At 70.6% G+C, this 15,432-nt stretch carries 12 protein-coding genes; 4 read left to right on the forward strand and 8 right to left on the reverse strand.

All coding sequences use genetic code 11. The features are described from left to right. Positions 1–49: 49 nt before the first annotated feature. The 4 genes from ACIHFB_RS33805 to abc-f all read right to left on the reverse strand — a co-directional run bounded on the left by ACIHFB_RS33805 (position 50) and on the right by abc-f (position 6,392). Complete coding sequence (locus tag ACIHFB_RS33805) at positions 50–1,657, reverse strand: cation acetate symporter (RefSeq protein WP_365276456.1); 1,608 nt, start codon at positions 1,655–1,657, stop codon at positions 50–52. Further along, positions 1,654–2,049, reverse strand: coding sequence for a DUF485 domain-containing protein (locus ACIHFB_RS33810; protein ID WP_400128922.1), 396 nt, complete (start codon positions 2,047–2,049; stop codon positions 1,654–1,656). The genes ACIHFB_RS33805 and ACIHFB_RS33810 overlap by 4 nt, the downstream gene beginning before the upstream one ends. Before the next feature lie 185 nt (positions 2,050–2,234). Then, the gene (locus ACIHFB_RS33815) at positions 2,235–4,640 is read right to left on the reverse strand and encodes a hypothetical protein (RefSeq protein ID WP_400128923.1); all 2,406 of its coding nucleotides are present in this window, start codon (positions 4,638–4,640) and stop codon (positions 2,235–2,237) included. A gap of 105 nt (positions 4,641–4,745) precedes the next feature. Further along, the gene (abc-f, locus tag ACIHFB_RS33820; RefSeq protein WP_400128924.1) at positions 4,746–6,392 is read right to left on the reverse strand and encodes a ribosomal protection-like ABC-F family protein; all 1,647 of its coding nucleotides are present in this window, start codon (positions 6,390–6,392) and stop codon (positions 4,746–4,748) included. A gap of 262 nt (positions 6,393–6,654) precedes the next feature. Here abc-f and ACIHFB_RS33825 point away from each other — a divergent pair, with 262 nt between their 5' ends. Then, complete coding sequence (locus ACIHFB_RS33825) at positions 6,655–7,020, forward strand: hypothetical protein (protein WP_365276468.1); 366 nt, start codon at positions 6,655–6,657, stop codon at positions 7,018–7,020. On the opposite strand, the gene ACIHFB_RS33830 is transcribed toward ACIHFB_RS33825, so the two are convergent. From ACIHFB_RS33830 to ACIHFB_RS33840, 3 genes are all read right to left on the reverse strand, one after another. After that, entirely contained in the window at positions 6,992–7,216 is a 225-nt protein-coding gene (locus tag ACIHFB_RS33830) for a DUF397 domain-containing protein (protein ID WP_365276471.1), read from the reverse strand. The genes ACIHFB_RS33825 and ACIHFB_RS33830 overlap by 29 nt on opposite strands. Continuing rightward, positions 7,188–8,027, reverse strand: coding sequence for a helix-turn-helix transcriptional regulator (locus ACIHFB_RS33835; RefSeq protein ID WP_365276474.1), 840 nt, complete (start codon positions 8,025–8,027; stop codon positions 7,188–7,190). The genes ACIHFB_RS33830 and ACIHFB_RS33835 overlap by 29 nt, the downstream gene beginning before the upstream one ends. A 270-nt stretch (positions 8,028–8,297) precedes the next feature. Continuing rightward, the gene (locus ACIHFB_RS33840; RefSeq protein WP_365276477.1) at positions 8,298–8,789 is read right to left on the reverse strand and encodes a GNAT family N-acetyltransferase; all 492 of its coding nucleotides are present in this window, start codon (positions 8,787–8,789) and stop codon (positions 8,298–8,300) included. A gap of 132 nt (positions 8,790–8,921) precedes the next feature. Here ACIHFB_RS33840 and ACIHFB_RS33845 point away from each other — a divergent pair, with 132 nt between their 5' ends. Continuing rightward, positions 8,922–10,088 carry an alpha/beta hydrolase gene (locus ACIHFB_RS33845; RefSeq protein ID WP_365276480.1) on the forward strand — a complete coding sequence of 389 codons (1,167 nt, stop codon included), beginning with the start codon at positions 8,922–8,924 and terminating at the stop codon, positions 10,086–10,088. On the opposite strand, the gene ACIHFB_RS33850 is transcribed toward ACIHFB_RS33845, so the two are convergent. After that, positions 10,069–11,574, reverse strand: a complete 1,506-nt coding sequence (locus tag ACIHFB_RS33850) for an MFS transporter (RefSeq protein WP_365276483.1) — start codon at positions 11,572–11,574, stop codon at positions 10,069–10,071. The genes ACIHFB_RS33845 and ACIHFB_RS33850 overlap by 20 nt on opposite strands. 451 nt (positions 11,575–12,025) lie before the next feature. On the opposite strand from ACIHFB_RS33850, the gene ACIHFB_RS33855 reads away from it, so the two are divergent. Beyond that, positions 12,026–12,814, forward strand: a complete 789-nt coding sequence (locus ACIHFB_RS33855; protein WP_365276486.1) for an ABC transporter ATP-binding protein — start codon at positions 12,026–12,028, stop codon at positions 12,812–12,814. Further along, positions 12,811–15,375: an FtsX-like permease family protein gene (locus ACIHFB_RS33860; RefSeq protein ID WP_365276489.1), complete on the forward strand. Its 2,565-nt coding sequence runs from the start codon at positions 12,811–12,813 to the stop codon at positions 15,373–15,375. Before ACIHFB_RS33855 ends, ACIHFB_RS33860 begins: the two co-directional genes overlap by 4 nt. The last annotated feature ends 57 nt before the right edge of the window (positions 15,376–15,432 follow it).

Genomic DNA, 15,432 nt, shown 5'->3' on the forward strand with positions numbered 1-15,432 from the left:
CGGGGCCGGTGTGCACGGAGTCCTTCGTGCGCGCCGGCCCTCACTCACGTCACTCACCCCGACGTACCGCCCCCGCCAGGATCCACCCCTCCACCGCCTCGTACTGCCGTCGCTGCTCCTCCGCCTTGCGCCGCCCGGACACCACCGTCCCCAGCCACCCGAAGGCGAAGCCCGCCGGGATGGAGACCAGCCCGGTGGTGGTGAACGGGAACCAGTTGAAGTCGGCCTCGGGGAAGGCCGAGAACGGCGATCCGGAGACCAGGTTCGTGCCCGGCATCAGCAGCAGCACGGTCAGCGTGCCGCCGATCAGCGTGCAGAGCATGCCGGTGCGGGTGTAGCGGCGCCAGAAGAGCCCGTAGACGAGGGCGGGGGCGATGGCCGACGCGGAGAGGCAGAAGGACAGCGTGATCAGGGGTTGCAGGCTGCGGTTCTGGACCAGCGTGGCGAGCAGGATCGCCGTGCCGCCGACCGCCAGCGCGGAGAGCCGGGCCAGCAGCATCTCGCGGCGCGGGGAGAGTTCCCGTACCCGGCCGGCGAAGACGTCGTGGGCCAGGGAGTTGGCGCAGGCGAGGATCATCCCCGCGACGGAGGCCAGCAGGGTGAGGAAGATCGCCGTGGTGACCGTCGTGAAGAGGAGGGTCTCCGCGGTGGACACGTCCGCGCCGAACACCGCCCGCGAGGCCAGCAGATACGCCGAGTTGCCCTGCGGATCGGCCTGTACGATCGCCGCCCGCCCGATGAGCGCCGTAGCGCCGAACCCGACGACGGTGATGACCAGCACGAACAGCACCACGCACGACACCGCCCAGGACATCGAACGCCGCACCTGACGCGCGCTGGACGCGGTGTACATGCGCATCGTGACGTGGGGCAGACACGCCCCGCCCAGCACCACCGCGAACTGCGAAGTGATCATGTCCAGTCGAGGGTGCGGTCCGCCGGAGAACTGAAGCCCCGACTCCAGGAACGACGGCCCCACCCCGCTCTGCGCCGCCGCCGTGTCGAACAGTGCGCCCGCGTCCCAGTCGAACCGGTTCATCACCAGTACGGCGATCACGCCGCCCGAGCCGAGCAGCATCACGATCTTCAGGATCTGGATGAGGGCCGTGCCCTTCATCCCGCCGATCGCGGCGTAGCTGATCATCAGCGCGCCCACCCCGACGATGCAGCCCGTCTTCAGCGCGTCCCCCGAGAAACCCAGGATGTACGCCATCAGCTGCCCGGTCCCCGCCAGCTGCACCAGCATCAGCGGAAGCAGCGCCGCGATGGTCACCGCACACGCCGTGATGCGCACGCCCCGCCCCGGCATACGGCGGGCCAGCGCGTCCCCCATGGTGAACCGGCCCGCGTTGCGCAGCGGTTCGGCCAGCAGGAACATCAGCAGCATCAGCGACAGGGCGGTACTGAGGGCCAGCACGATGCCGTCGTAGCCGTAGAGCGCGACCACCCCGACGGTGCCCAGGACCGTCGCGGCGGAGACGTAGTCCCCGGCGATGGCCAGCCCGTTGCGCATGGCGGACAGGGAGCCGTAGCCGGTGTAGAACTCGTCGAGGTCGTCGCGGTCGGGCCCGGTCATCACGCACAGCAGCAGGGTGATGGTGACCACGGCCGAGAACGCCACGAGCGACATCGAGCTGTTGCCCAGGTCCGTCGTCATCGCGTCGTCCCCTCCCGCTTCGCGTCCAGCGCGGCCTCCTTGCGGATGCGCTCGGCGAGCGGGTCGACACGGCGGCGGGCCGTGTGCTCGTACAGCCCGATCGCCAGCCAGGTGACCGGCAGTTGGAGCAGCGCGAGCAGCAGCCCTGCGGGCAGGCCGTCGGTGACGGTGCTCGTCATGAACCCCGGCGCGAAGGCCGACAGGATCAGGAACAGCGTGAAGTAGCCCAGCGCGGTGAGCGTGGCGACCCGCCGCTGCCAGCGGTAGGCGGTGCGCAGGATCCGCAGATCGCGGTGGTGCCCGAGCGGCGGCCGGTCCGGCACCCGCCGGGCGGCGGGCGGTTCGGGTGGGGGCGGTGGCGCCCACGGGTAGGTGTACGGGTCGTAGGACATCCCGATGCTCCTTGCGCGGTTCGGGTCCGCTGGGTGACGGACCGCAGGGAGGTGGGGGGCGAGCGGAGTGCGCACGCTACTCGCAGGTAGCCGGGACGGTCGAGGTTTTCACCAAACTGAGTGGTCGGTATGCGCTTGCTACGCTGACCTGGGCTGTTACCCGCGTTAACTCAGACTTTTTACGATTACTTGAGGTGGACGAGCGCTACGGAGACGGGCGCGTCGGAGCCCTCCGGGTGATCGTCGAACCGTGCACGGAACGTCACCCGGTGATCGATCCGCCGTCGCACCGAACTCCCCGCCACAGCCGTGAAGTTGACGCCCACCCGTCCGCCGGCAGGCACCCGGACGCGCCCCGTGCCGCCCTGCCGCCGTACCGACCACCCGCCGTCCGCACGCCCTGTCACCGTCACATGTGAATCCTTCGTGCCGAAGTTGTAGACGTCGACGGTCATGCGCGTACGACGGCCCAGGCGGTACCCGTACGGCGGCGGCGCGTCCCCGTTGTCCTTGCCGGGGGCGGCGTTGCGGGCGGGGTAGCGCTGGCTGAGGACGATGTGCTCGGCGGGGGAGAGGAGGCGGCGGCCCGGAGGCGCCCCGCACGGTTCGGAACCGGCACGTGAGACGACGTAGAGGGGATCGGCCGAGGCGGTCGCGCTCCCGGAGATCCGGCGCCCCATGATGTCGTACGCCACACCCGGCAGCCCCAACCGCACATCCCCCGCCGCTTCCCCTGCCCCATCTCCCGCCCCATCCCCCGCCACAGCCCACGCCACCGTCACCAGCTCACCGCGTCCGCTGTCGAAGACGAACGCCCGGACACCGTCCGCCAGTTGCCCGGCCCGCACGAATCGCGCCTCCCCCAGCAGCGAGGCCAGCGCGGCGAAGGCGCTGTACGCGGGCAGCGGTGCGAACTCCCGGTCCAACAGCCCGAAGTGCACGCCGTCGTCGTGCAGCGGCGGCCCGGCGAACCAGAACTGCCGGGCATTCCCGGCCGCCAGCCCCTCCACCATGGACTTCACCAGATACCGCGCCTGTACGACCTCCTGCGCGGGCGTCAGATCCTCACGCGCGCGTGCCTTCAGGAACGCGCCGCACTCCGTCATCCACAGCGGTACGTCCGCCCCGTGCCGCCGGGCGAGCGCGTGCTGTTCGTCCGCCGCGCCGGGGAACCGCGGCTCACCCGGCACGCTCGGGTCCGGGTAGCCGTGGAAGGCCCAGACGTCGGCGTACCGGACGACGTCGTTCGCCAGCATCAGGTCCTGGAAGGGGCCCGTCTGCGCGATGCCCGGCAGGACGACGACCGGGGGCTCGGCGGAGGCGTCCTTGATGCCGAGCGCGGCCGCCTTCACGAAGGCCGCGTGGGCGTCGCCCGTGCTGCGGGTGGTGTCGACGTCGGGTTCGTTGGAGAGCTGGAGTGCCTCCGGGGCGGCTTGGGCGAGACGGCGGGCGTAGCGGTAGGCGTGGCGGAGGTCGGCGGGCAGGGGCAGCGAGGCGTCGGTCATCGCCCACTCGGGGGCGGGGGAGAGGACATCGAGGACGGCGAGGTCGTGGGCGCGCAGGGTGCGGATCGCGTGGTCGTGGCGTGCGGTGTCGTACACGCCGGGGGCGGGCTCGGCCACCGGCCAGGACTGTCCGTCGCGCACCCAGCCCGCGCCCATGTCCCTTACGGCGGCGGCGAATTCGGGGAGCCGGGACGGTGGGACAAGGGAGGAGTGCCAGACGTTGACGCCGAAGCGGCTGGCCGTGCCGGTGGGCGCCGGGCGGGCGGGGAGGCGGGCGAAGGCGCCGGTCACGCCGTCTGCGTGGACGCGGTAGTGGCCGGGTGGGAGGCCGTCGGGGAGGGCGACGGTCGCGGTGGTCCGGCCCGTGGGGACGGTGGCGTGTCCGGCGGCGACGTGGTGGCCGTCGTAGTCGGTGACCGAGTAGGGGACGAGGTGCGGGCGGGTGGCGTGGCCGTCGAGGGCCAGGTGCAGGCGGGCGGGCTCGCCGTCGCGGTGGCGGGGGACGGTGAGCCGGTGCAGGGCGGGGTGGCGGTGGAGGAGGCGGAGGGTGAGGTGGTCGAGGGAGAGGGCGTAGGCGGTGGTGGTGTCGAGGACGGCGGGTTCGTCGACCCGAAGGGTCAACGTGTTGTCGCCGCGCCGGAGTTCCACGCGGCCGAGGTCGAGTACGGACAGGTCGCCCCAGGCGGGCTTCGACTCGTACCAGTGCGGCTGTGAGCGGGCCAGGTCGGTGAAGGGGACGTCGTTGACGGCGAGTCGGAGGTACGAGGCGACGGCCTCGGTGTGCGGGGTCTCGACGGGGGCGGTGGCGATGGCCGTGAGGGTGTGGATGCCGGGGTGCGGGGCGTGCACCGCGTATGTGGCGTACCAGCCGTGCGCCGGCGGCCGCTTGGCGGTTCGCAGCGCCAGCAGCCGGCCACCGGAGGCCCGGCGGTCCCGGACGACCGGGATGTTCGTCCGCAGCGGGGCCTCACCGGGCACGGAGATCACGACGGGCGCCGCGCCCGCCGCCTCCGCTCCGCCCCCGACGGCCACCGCCGCCACCGCACCCACGCCCGCCGCCATCGCCGTACGCCTGTTGAAGTCCATGACTCCAGCAGACGCGTACGGCGGACGGTCGGGCGTCCTGCCGGAGGGCGGTCCGTCCCGGAACGGGCGTGGGGGAACCGCCCTAGGGGAGGCCGGCAGACAGTGTCAGCTCGTGCGGCCGTCGCGCAGCTCCAGCCGCTCTCCCGGGAACCGTTCGTGAAAGCCGCGGTCGTGCGAGACCGCCACCACCGCGCCGGGATACTCGGCGAGCGCCGATTCCAGGTCCTCGACCAGGTCGAGCGCGATGTGGTTGGTCGGCTCGTCGAGGACGAGCAGATCCGCGGGCCGGGTCACCAGGCGGGCGATCTGCAGTCGGCGCTGCTGCCCCGCCGACAGCGCCGCGACCGGCACATGCAGGTCCTCCTCGCGGAACAGGCCGAGGGACAGCAGCTCTTCGGTGTGCTCGTCCGGCTGACCGGGTCGCCCGGCCGCGAAGGCGGCCAGCAGGGGGAGCCGGGTGGAGCGGGCGGGCAGCTCCTGGGCCAGGTACCCGATCCGTGCCGGCCGGCGCACCGTGCCCGCATCGGGCCGGAGGTCGCCCGCCAGCACGCGGAGCAGGGTCGTCTTGCCCGCGCCGTTCTCGCCCGTGACCAGCAGACGGTGGCCGGGAGCGATTGCCAGACGACCGGCCAGGCGCAGCCGCTCGCCGACCACCACACCGTCGAGCTCGACGAGCGGGCGGTCGGCCGGATGCCCGCCGTCCGCCGCCGTCAGCGCGGCGGCGAACCGCAGCGGGTCCGGGGGTGCCGCCACCGGCTCGCGTCGCAGCTGGGCCAGTCGCTCCCGGGCCGCCCGCACCTGCCCGCCGAGCTTCGCCTCGTGCGAGCGGCGGTGCTTGCCGAAGCCCTGCTTCGGGTCGCGGCCGGTGAGGGCGAGCCGCTTCCCGGCGGCCTCCACCAGTTCCTCGGTGTACGCCACTTCCTCGACCCAGTCCGCGTACTGCTGCTCCGCGCGGCGCCGGGCGGAGGCCTTCGCGGCGCGGTAGCCGGCCCAGCCGTCGCCGTATCGGTGCACCGTGTGCGCGTCCCGGTCCACTTCGAGGATCGTGGTGGCGATCCGCTCCAGGAAGCCGCGGTCGTGGGTGACCGCGACGACGGTGCCGCGGTGCGCGCGCAGATGCTCCTCCAGCCAGTGCACGGACGTGGCGTCGAGATGGTTGGTCGGCTCGTCGAGGAGCAGCAGCTCGGGGGCGGCGGCCAGTACGCAGGCCAGCGCCAGGCGGGACTGCTCGCCACCGGAGAGCGAGCCGAGCACCCGGTCGCGGGTGATCCCGGCGAGCCCCAGCCCGTGCAGCGCGGCGTCGACGCGGGCGTCCGCCGCGTACCCGCCGCGTTCCTCGTACGCGAGCAACAGCTCGCCGTACGCGTCGAGTTCGTCCTCCGTCGCCTCACCGAGGCGCTCCTCCGCCGCGCGCAGCCGGCGCTCCATGTCCCGCAGGTCGGCGAGGGCCAGGTCGACGGCGTCCTGCACCGTGCAGTCCGGGTCGAGGTCGAGCGTCTGGGCGAGGTGGCCGGTACCCCCGTCGAAGCTGACGGTGATCTCCCCGACGTCCGGCGGCTCGGCCCCTGCGAGCAGCCGCAGCAGGGTGGACTTGCCGGAGCCGTTCTCGCCGACGACGGCGATCTTCTCACCCGGCCTGACGGTGAAGGAGACCTGGTCGAGCACGGTCCGGGTGCCGTAGGTCTTGCTGACGTCCTTGACGGCCAGCTGCGCCACGGATGCGGGCGCGGAGGTGTGAGCGCGGTCGCGCATATGACTTTCCCTGGGATGCGTTGGGTCTACGGGCAGCAGAAACGGCGGCATCGGCCGTGCCCGGACTCAGACGAAGAAGAGAAAAGCCATGCCCTCACCATAGCAAGACGATACGTCTCGCCTCAACATTCCAGGGTCGGCATGGGGGACAGGGGGAAGGGTGTGGCCAAAAGATTTCTATGCTGGAGCACTTGCATGGGCGGCATGCCAAATGCCGCATGGAGAGAAAAAGAGTCTGATGATTCCGTCTACCGAAGCAGTTATGCCCCGGCGCGTACGCGCGGTTCAACTGCTGTTGTACGGGCTGGCGTTCACGGGGCTGCTCCTCATACTTGCGATGAGGGATGGGCTGACGTCCTATGGCCTTGGGCAGGTGATCGGGGCCTGGTTCTTCGTGTGGGTATGTGCGCTGCTCGCCCTGACGTTTGACGGCAGTGCGAGGGGCGGGGTTCGGGTCACGACCATCGTGCTGATGGTGTTCGTGCTCGTGCCGTCGTTCCGCCAAGCGTTCGGCGCCGCGGCGCCGGCGGAGCTCGTGGACGCCGCGTTGCGCATCGTGGTCGGGGTGCCTGTGGTGGTGCTGCTGTTTCTGCCGGAGGCTACGGCGTGGTTCGACCGAGAGAAGTGACGAACGCGGACCATGCGGGGGCGGAGAAGGCGATCGCCGGGCCGGTGGGGTTCTTGCTGTCGCGGACGGGGATGTGTACGGGGCGGGCGGTGTCGTTGACCTCGAGGCACGAGTCGCTGCTGCCGCCGCTGTAGCTGGACTTTCGCCAGGCGGAGAGCACCGATGCGTCAGGGATGATGTTCTCGCTGCGCTTCATGCTCGTAATCCTCCGCGATGGACCTGAGCAGGTCCAGGGACTTCCGGTGCGACAAGGCGTCACCCAGAGCATGATCGTAGATCTCCTGGCACTCGCGCACCACGGGCGGCAGTTCCAGGATCCGCCCGTTGTTCACGCCCTCTGCGTACGCGATGGGCGGCAGTTCCTCGAACCACATGAGTGAGAGGAAGCCCGCTTGCAGGACGTGTGCGCCCGCGGAGTAGGGGAGTACGTGCACCCGGATGCGACGGCGTTCACCCAACTCCACGACGTGACGGAGCTGCTCGCACATCACGCCGGGCCCGCCCACGACACGCCGCAACACCGACTCGTCGAGCAGAACCCAGACCTCGGGTGAGTGGAAGTCGTCGAGGATGCGCGCCCGTTCGAGACGTGTGACGAGGAGCTTGTCACGTTCCTCATCGCTCTTGCGCGGATACCCGCAGCTGAGCACCTCGTAGGCATAGGGCTGAGTCTGCAGGATGCCCGGGATCAGGCTGGGCGCGTACTCCTTGACCACCGTCGCCCTGCTCTCGAACTCCAAGGCCCCCTTGAAGTGTTCCGCCACTTCGCGCCCGTCCAGCGTCGGCAGGAAGTTCTCGAAGAACCCCTCACTTCCCAGTGCTTGATCGATTCGCCGCGCATCCTCCACATCCGGCCTCCGCCGCCCACCCTCGATATGAGCGATGTGCGTCCGCGACATCACCGCCCGCTGACTCAGCTCCTCCTGCGTCAGCCCCGCCGCCTCCCGCCTCCGCTTCAGCTCCGCCCCGTACTGCTCCCGCGAGCGCGGATTGTCCTCGATCGCCACCCGTGCAACCCCCTCCGTGCGGACCCCGTTGTCACGCTCAGCTACCTTCCGAGCGTACCCGCGGTGACGTCACTCTGTGCATGCAACAACACGCAAAGTGAAGGGCGTTGGTATGGAGCAGCGGGACGAGGAGAAGGAGAACGGGCTCATCGGGGCGTCGATGACGCTGCGGGTGTCCCGGGACGGTGGGCGGACCTGGGGGCCGGAAGTGACGTACCAGCCGTCCAGGAAGGACGTGCCCTTCGATCTTGCGGGCCGCTTTCCGCCCTGTCAGTGCCCGAGATGCGAACGCCGATAGCGGACCCCGGGCCGGCCGTCGATGGTGGTGGTGCCCTCCACGGCGGTGAAGGCGCTGCGTTCCAGGACGGTCCGGGACGCGCGGTTGTCCAGGGTGGTGATCGCGAACAGGGACGTCAGCCCGTAGGTCGTTGCGGCCAGGCGGCACACCTCCGCGACCGCCGCCGTGGCAACCCCCTTGCCCGCCGCCCGCTCGCCGATCCGGTAGCCCAACTCGGCGGACGCGTCGGCCACGTCGACCAGGTTGATCCGTCCGATGAGGAGCCCGGCGTCGTCCAGTACGAGGTGAAAGTGGCAGACTCCGGCGTCCTGTTCGGCGAGCAGGGCCGCGTGCCGGGCGGTGAAGTCGGCGAAGTACGCGTCGCCGCGGTCCGGGATCGTACGGGCGAAGTACTCCCGGTTCTCGCGCTCGAAGGCGAGCACGGCGTCCGCGTGGTCGGCGCGCAGGCGCTCCAGGGTCGGCATGGGGGACAGGGTAGGTGGACCCGGGAGGGGGCTGTCCGACTGAGGTAGGGCAGCGGTTCCGTCGCTCGGTACCCCTGGCCTACGACCGCGGAGTGACGCCAGATCAGGGGTGTGCGGCCTACGGTCCTCCGCATGACCAGATCACGCTTATCGGCGGCGGCCGCGTCCGCACTTCTCGTCCTCGGACCTGCCCTGACCCTGCCGTTGGTCGGCGCGGGCTCCGCCACCGCCGCCCCCGCGTCCTCCGCGGCCCCGGTATCCGTATCGGCCCAACTGCCCCGCCCCACAGGGCCGCACGACGTCGGCCGCAGCACGCTGCACCTCGTCGACGCCGACCGTCCGGACCCCTGGGTGCCGTCCGCCGGCGCCCGTCAGCTGATGGTGTCCATGTACTACCCCGCACGCCCCGGCACGGGCGGACCGACGGCTCCCTACATGACCACCGAAGAGGCCCGTCTCCTGCTGGAGTTGAGGGCGCCGGACGCCACCGTCGAGCCCGAGACGCTCAGCGGTGTCCGCACCTGGGCGCACACCGAAGCGCGCCCGGCGCACGGCAGGTTCCCGCTCGTCGTGCTCTCGCCCGGGTTCACGTTCCCGCGTGCCACGCTCACCGGTCTCGCGGAGGACCTCGCCAGCCGTGGGTATGTCGTCGCGCTGGTCGATCATCCGTATGAGAACGCAGGCACGACCCTCCCCGACGGGCAGACCCTGCCCTGCGCCATCTGCGACACGTTCTCCACGATCGGCGGCTCGGCGGTCGCCGAGAGCCGTGCCGAGGACGTCTCCTTCGTGCTCGACCGGCTGACCGGGCGCCACCCGGCGTGGCGGCACGCGCGCGTGATCGACACGAAGCGGATCGGGATGGCCGGGCACTCCATCGGTGGCGCCTCCGCCGCCGCGACGATGGCCGAGGACGCGCGGGTGCGGGCCGGCGCGAACATGGACGGCACGTTCTTCGCCCCGGTGCCCGCCACCGGACTCGACGGCCGTCCCTTCCTGATGTTCGGGGCCGCGGAACGGGCCGGCGACGAGACCTGGCACCGGACCTGGGCCGACCTGGACGGCTGGAAGCGCTGGCTGACGGTTGCCGGTGCCGACCACGGCTCCTTCACCGACGTACCCCTCCTCGCGGAGCTGGTCGGCATCCCGGACACCGCACCGCTGCCCTACGAACGCTCGCAGGCGCTCACGCGCACGTACCTCGCGGCCTTCTTCGACCTGCATCTGAAGGGAATCCCGCAGCCCCTGCTCGACGGCCCGTCACCGGACAACCCCGAGGTCAGCGTCCGTCTTCCGTAAGGACCGGGAACCGCCTCGGCGCCAGCAGCAACAGCACCAGGAAGGCCAGCGCCGCCGCGCAGGACGCCCCCAGGTACACGGCGTGCACCGCGTCGGCGATGGCCCGCCGGGTGGCCTCAGGTGCCGTACCCGAGTCGAGTGCCCGAGTGACCGAGTCCAGGTCGCTCGCGCCGCCCAGCCGAGAGGCCAGCACACCGTTCGCGACGGCCCCGAACAGCGCCGCGCCCATCGTCTGGCCCGTCTGCCGGCAGAACAGGATCGACGCCGTCGCCGTCCCCCGCTCCGACCAGCCCACGGTCGACTGCACCCCGATGATCAGCGGGAGTTGGAAGAGGCCGAGCGCCGCGCCCAGCAACAGCATCAGCAGCATCGGCTGCCAGGCCGCGCCCGGATACGGCAGGAAGGGGAAGGCCAGGAGTATCAGCGCGGCCGAACCCACGCCCAGCATCGCCGTGTTGCGGAAGCCGATGCGCCGGTACACGTGCTGGCTCAGCGCCGCCGACACGGGCCAGCTCAGCGTCCAGACCGACAGCACGAACCCGGCGGCCACCGGCGCAAGACCCAGCACCGACTGCGCGTACGTCGGCAGGAACACCGTCGGGGCCACCATCAGCAACCCCAGTGCGCCGAGCGCGAGATTCACCGCCGCGATCGTGCGGCGCTGCCACACCCACCCGGGGATGATCGGCTCCGCCGCCCGGCGCTCCACCAGGACCACCACCGCCACCAGCGCAAGCCCCGCACCGATCAGCACCACAGACGGCGCCGACAGCCACGGCCACGCCACCCCGCCCTGCACCAGCGCCGTCAGCAGCACGCCGCCGCACGCGAACACAGCGAGCGCGCCCGCCCAGTCGACACGCGCGCGTGCGGCCCGCTCCCGCTCGGGTTCGTGCAGGTGCCGGACGATCAGCCACAGGGCGACCGCGCCGATGGGCAGGTTGATCAGGAAGATCCAGCGCCAGTCCGCGTACGCCGCCAGGACCCCGCCCAACCCCGGTCCCGCGACCGCCGACACCGCCCACACCGTCGACAACTTGGCCTGGATCTTCGGGCGTTCCTCCAGGGGGTAGAGATCGGCGGCCAGGGTCTGGACCGTGCCCTGAAGTGCCCCGCCGCCCAGACCCTGCACGACCCGGAACGCGATCAGCGCCCACATGTTCCAGGCCACCGCACACAGCAGCGAGCCCAGCAGGAAGATCACGGCGCCCGCGATCAGCACCGGTTTGCGGCCGAAGGTGTCGGAGAGTTTGCCGTACACGGGGAGGGTGACCGTCACGGCCAGCAGATAGCCGGAGAAGAGCCAGGAGAACACGGAGAAGCCGCCGAGGTCGCCGACGATCTGCGGTACGGCCGTGGAGACGATGGTGGAGTCGAGGGCCGCCAGCGCCATCGCGAGCATCAGGGCCGCCACGACGGCTCCCCGCTTCTCGGTTCCGGTACGCCGCTCGGTGTCGCGTATCGCAGGTCTCGTACTGCCGCCCACCGGATTCCTTCCCCCTGCATCTATCTGCCGCGACCACTCTCCCACTTGGCCCTCCCGTCGCCCAGCCACCACCCCTCAACGACGCGCTTCGCGCGGCACCTGCTGATTGTCGCGGGAGGGTGGAGGCTGAGTGGGCCCGAGGGTGGAGTGAACCCCGAGAAGTACTCCACCGAAGGGTGGACTGCCCCTAGGGGTCTCTCCGTACTAGGGCTCGGGGAGGGTTCGTCCCGGCGGAGGACGAGACGGGGACCGGGTCGTCCTTAACCTGGCTTTACGCCGAGGGGGGCGCCGTACCGAACCCGCGGGGGTGGGGTTTTCCCCAGGAAAAGACGGGGCCGGGCACCAGCGCGCCGGACACCCTTCCGACACCAGACTCATGGGCGTACCGATTCTCTCGCACCACCGGCTGAACCAGCACGCTTCATCTGCTGACCGACATAGGAGACATACCGTGACATCGGCTGTGACCATTCCCAGGCACGGGGGCACTGGAGGGCGTACGGCCGTTGCCGCGCGGGCGCGGCAGGTCGTCAAGGCGTACGGGTCCGGGGAGACCCGTGTCGTCGCCCTGGACCAGGTGGACGTGGACATCGCTCGCGGGCAGTTCACCGCGATCATGGGCCCCTCGGGGTCCGGCAAGTCCACCCTCATGCACTGCCTCGCCGGGCTCGACACCGTGACGTCCGGGCAGATCTACCTCGACGACACCGAGATCACCGGGCTCAAGGACAAGAAGCTCACGCAACTGCGCCGGGACCGGATCGGGTTCATCTTCCAGGCCTTCAACCTGCTGCCGACGCTCAACGCCATAGAGAACATCACCCTGCCCATGGACATCGCCGGGCGGAAGCCCGACAAGGCGTGGCTGGGGCAGGTCGTCGACACCGTGGGTCTCGGTGACCGCCTCAAGCACCGGCCGACCCAGCTCTCCGGCGGACAGCAGCAACGCGTCGCCGTGGCACGGGCGCTGGCCGCCCGGCCCGAGATCATCTTCGGTGACGAGCCGACCGGAAACCTGGACTCGCGGGCCGGTGCCGAGGTGCTCGGCTTCCTGCGGCGGTCCGTCGACGAGCTCGGGCAGACCATCGTGATCGTCACCCACGACCCGGTGGCGGCCTCGTACTCCGACCGCGTGCTGTACCTCGCCGACGGACGCATCGTCGACGAGATGTACAAGCCGACCGCCGACGCCGTCCTCGACCGGATGAAGGACTTCGACGCCCGGGGGCGTACGTCATGACCGTCCTGAAGACCTCGATGCGCAACTTCTTCGCGCACAAGGGGCGGATGGCGCTCTCCGCGGTCGCCGTGCTGCTGTCGGTGGCGTTCGTGTGCGGCACGCTCGTGTTCACCGACACCATGAACACGACGTTCGACAAGCTCTTCTCGACCACCTCCTCCGACGTGACGGTCTCCCCGAAGGAGGCCAAGAGCGACGAGACCCCGCAGAACGGCGTCCCCGAGTCGCTGCCCGCCTCGCTGCTGGCGCGGGCCCAGCAGGCCGACGGCGTCAAGTCGGCCGAGGGCGCGGTCAGTTCGATGAACGTGACCGTCGTCAACAGCGACAACAAGAACATGGGCTCGTCGACCGGCGCGCCCACCATCGCCGGCAACTGGACGAAGAACGACCTGCGTTCGATGGAGATCACCTCCGGACACGGCCCGCGCGGGCCGACCGAGGTGATGGTCGACGCCGACACCGCCGACAAGCACGACCTGAAGCTGGGCGACGAACTGCGCACCATCGCGCAGACCGGTGACTTCACCGCGAAGATCGTCGGCATCGCCACCTTCAAGGTGACCAACCCCGGTGCCGCCATCGTCTACTTCGACACCGCCACCGCACAGCGCGAACTCCTCGGTGCCACCGGCCGGTTCACGCAGTTCAACGTCAGTGCCGCCACGGGCGTCTCCGACGCGCAGCTCAAGCAGAACGTCACACAGGCCCTGAACGGCACGTACAAGATCCAGACGCAGCAGGAGACCGCGGACGAGAACCGCGAGGGCGTCGGCGAGTTCATGGACGTCATCAAGTACGCCATGCTCGGCTTCGCCGGGATCGCCTTCCTCGTCGGCATCTTCCTGATCATCAACACCTTCTCGATGCTGGTCGCCCAGCGCACCCGCGAGATCGGCCTGATGCGGGCCATCGGTTCGTCCCGCAAGCAGGTCAACCGTTCCGTGCTGGTCGAGGCGCTGTTCCTGGGCGTCGTCGGCTCCCTCCTCGGAGTGGCTGCCGGTGTCGGTATCGCCATCGGCCTGATGAAGCTCATGTCGCTGGCCGGCATGAACCTCTCCACCGACGACCTCACCGTGAAGATCAGCACCCCGATCGCCGGTGTGGTCCTGGGTGTCGTCGTCACCGTCCTCGCCGCCTATCTGCCGGCCCGCCGTGCCGGCAAGGTCTCCCCGATGGCCGCGCTGCGCGACGCCGGTACACCGGCCGACGTCAAGGCGGGCTGGATCCGGGGCGTGATCGGCGCGGTGCTCACGGGCGCCGGCGGGTTCGCCCTCTACACGGCGGCCACCGCCGACAAGGCGAGCGACGGCGCACTGATGCTGGGCGCGGGGGTCGTCCTGTCGCTCATCGGCTTCGTCGTGATCGGTCCGCTGCTGGCGGGTGCGGTCGTCCGCGTGATCAGCGCGGTGCTGCTACGGGCCTTCGGTCCCGTGGGCCGCATGGCCGAGCGCAACGCACTGCGCAACCCGCGCCGCACCGGCGCCACCGCCGCGGCCCTGATGATCGGCCTCGCACTCGTCGCCTGTCTCTCCGTCGTCGGCTCCTCGATGGTCGCCTCGGCCACCAGCGAACTCGACAAGTCGGTCGGCGCGGACTTCATCGTCCAGGGCAACCAGCGGATCGTGCCGCAGGCCGAGAAGGCGATGGAGCAGAGCCCGGGCCTGGCCCACGTCACCAGCTACAAGGACGTCGACGCCACGCTGACCTCCCCGGACGGCAAGACCGACGACTCCGGCCTCACCGCCGCCGACCCGACGTACGCCGAGGACCTGCGCCGCGCCACCACGGCGGGCACACTGTCGGCCGCGTACGGCAAGGACGCCATGTCGGTCGGCTCCGAGTACGCCAAGAAGCACGCCGTCCGCGTCGGCGACACGATCTCCGTCGCCTTCAAGGGCGGCGAGACGGCGAAGCTCAAGGTCGCCGCCATCACGGACGACGACTCCGCGCTCGACCAGGGCGCGCGCTACACCAGCATCGAGACGATGCGGAAGTACCTCCCGGCCGACAAGATCCCGCCGAACGAGATCATGTTCGCCAAGGCCAAGGACGGTCAGCAGGACCAGGCGTACGCCTCCCTGAAGAAGGCCATGGAGCCGTACCCGCAGTACCAGGTGCGCGACCAGACCGACTACAAGCAGGAACTGAAGGACCAGGTCGGCCAGCTCCTGAACATGGTCTACGGCCTTCTCGCCCTGGCGATCATCGTGGCCGTCCTGGGTGTCGTGAACACCCTGGCCCTCTCGGTGGTCGAGCGCACGAGGGAGATCGGCCTGATGCGGGCCATCGGCCTCTCGCGCCGCCAGCTGCGCCGGATGATCCGCATGGAGTCGGTGGTCATCGCCCTGTTCGGCGCCCTGCTGGGCCTCGGCCTGGGCATGGGCTGGGGCGCGACCGCCCAGAAGCTGCTCGCCCTGGAAGGCCTGAACGTCCTGGAGATCCCCTGGGTCACCATCGGCGGCGTCTTCATCGGCTCGGCCTTCGTGGGCCTGTTCGCCGCCCTCATCCCGGCGTTCCGGGCAGGCCGTATGAACGTCCTGAACGCCATCGCGACCGAATAGAAGCCCCGTCGGCCATCGTGGACGGGGGTCGCGATGGCCGACGGGGACGGGGGAGCG

The organism is Streptomyces sp. NPDC051963 (genome assembly GCF_044593495.1).
Classification (GTDB): Bacteria; Actinomycetota; Actinomycetes; order Streptomycetales; family Streptomycetaceae; genus Streptomyces.

Coding starts and splice junctions, on each gene's coding strand:
- ACIHFB_RS33860 (WP_365276489.1), top strand. CDS start 12,811: ATGACCGTCCTGAAGACCTCGATGCGCAACTTCTTCGCGCACAAGGGG.
- ACIHFB_RS33810 (WP_400128922.1), bottom strand. CDS start 2,049: ATGTCCTACGACCCGTACACCTACCCGTGGGCGCCACCGCCCCCACCC.
- abc-f (WP_400128924.1), bottom strand. CDS start 6,392: ATGCGCGACCGCGCTCACACCTCCGCGCCCGCATCCGTGGCGCAGCTG.
- ACIHFB_RS33825 (WP_365276468.1), top strand. CDS start 6,655: ATGCCCCGGCGCGTACGCGCGGTTCAACTGCTGTTGTACGGGCTGGCG.
- ACIHFB_RS33840 (WP_365276477.1), bottom strand. CDS start 8,789: ATGCCGACCCTGGAGCGCCTGCGCGCCGACCACGCGGACGCCGTGCTC.
- ACIHFB_RS33805 (WP_365276456.1), bottom strand. CDS start 1,657: ATGACGACGGACCTGGGCAACAGCTCGATGTCGCTCGTGGCGTTCTCG.
- ACIHFB_RS33845 (WP_365276480.1), top strand. CDS start 8,922: ATGACCAGATCACGCTTATCGGCGGCGGCCGCGTCCGCACTTCTCGTC.
- ACIHFB_RS33830 (WP_365276471.1), bottom strand. CDS start 7,216: ATGAAGCGCAGCGAGAACATCATCCCTGACGCATCGGTGCTCTCCGCC.
- ACIHFB_RS33815 (WP_400128923.1), bottom strand. CDS start 4,640: ATGGACTTCAACAGGCGTACGGCGATGGCGGCGGGCGTGGGTGCGGTG.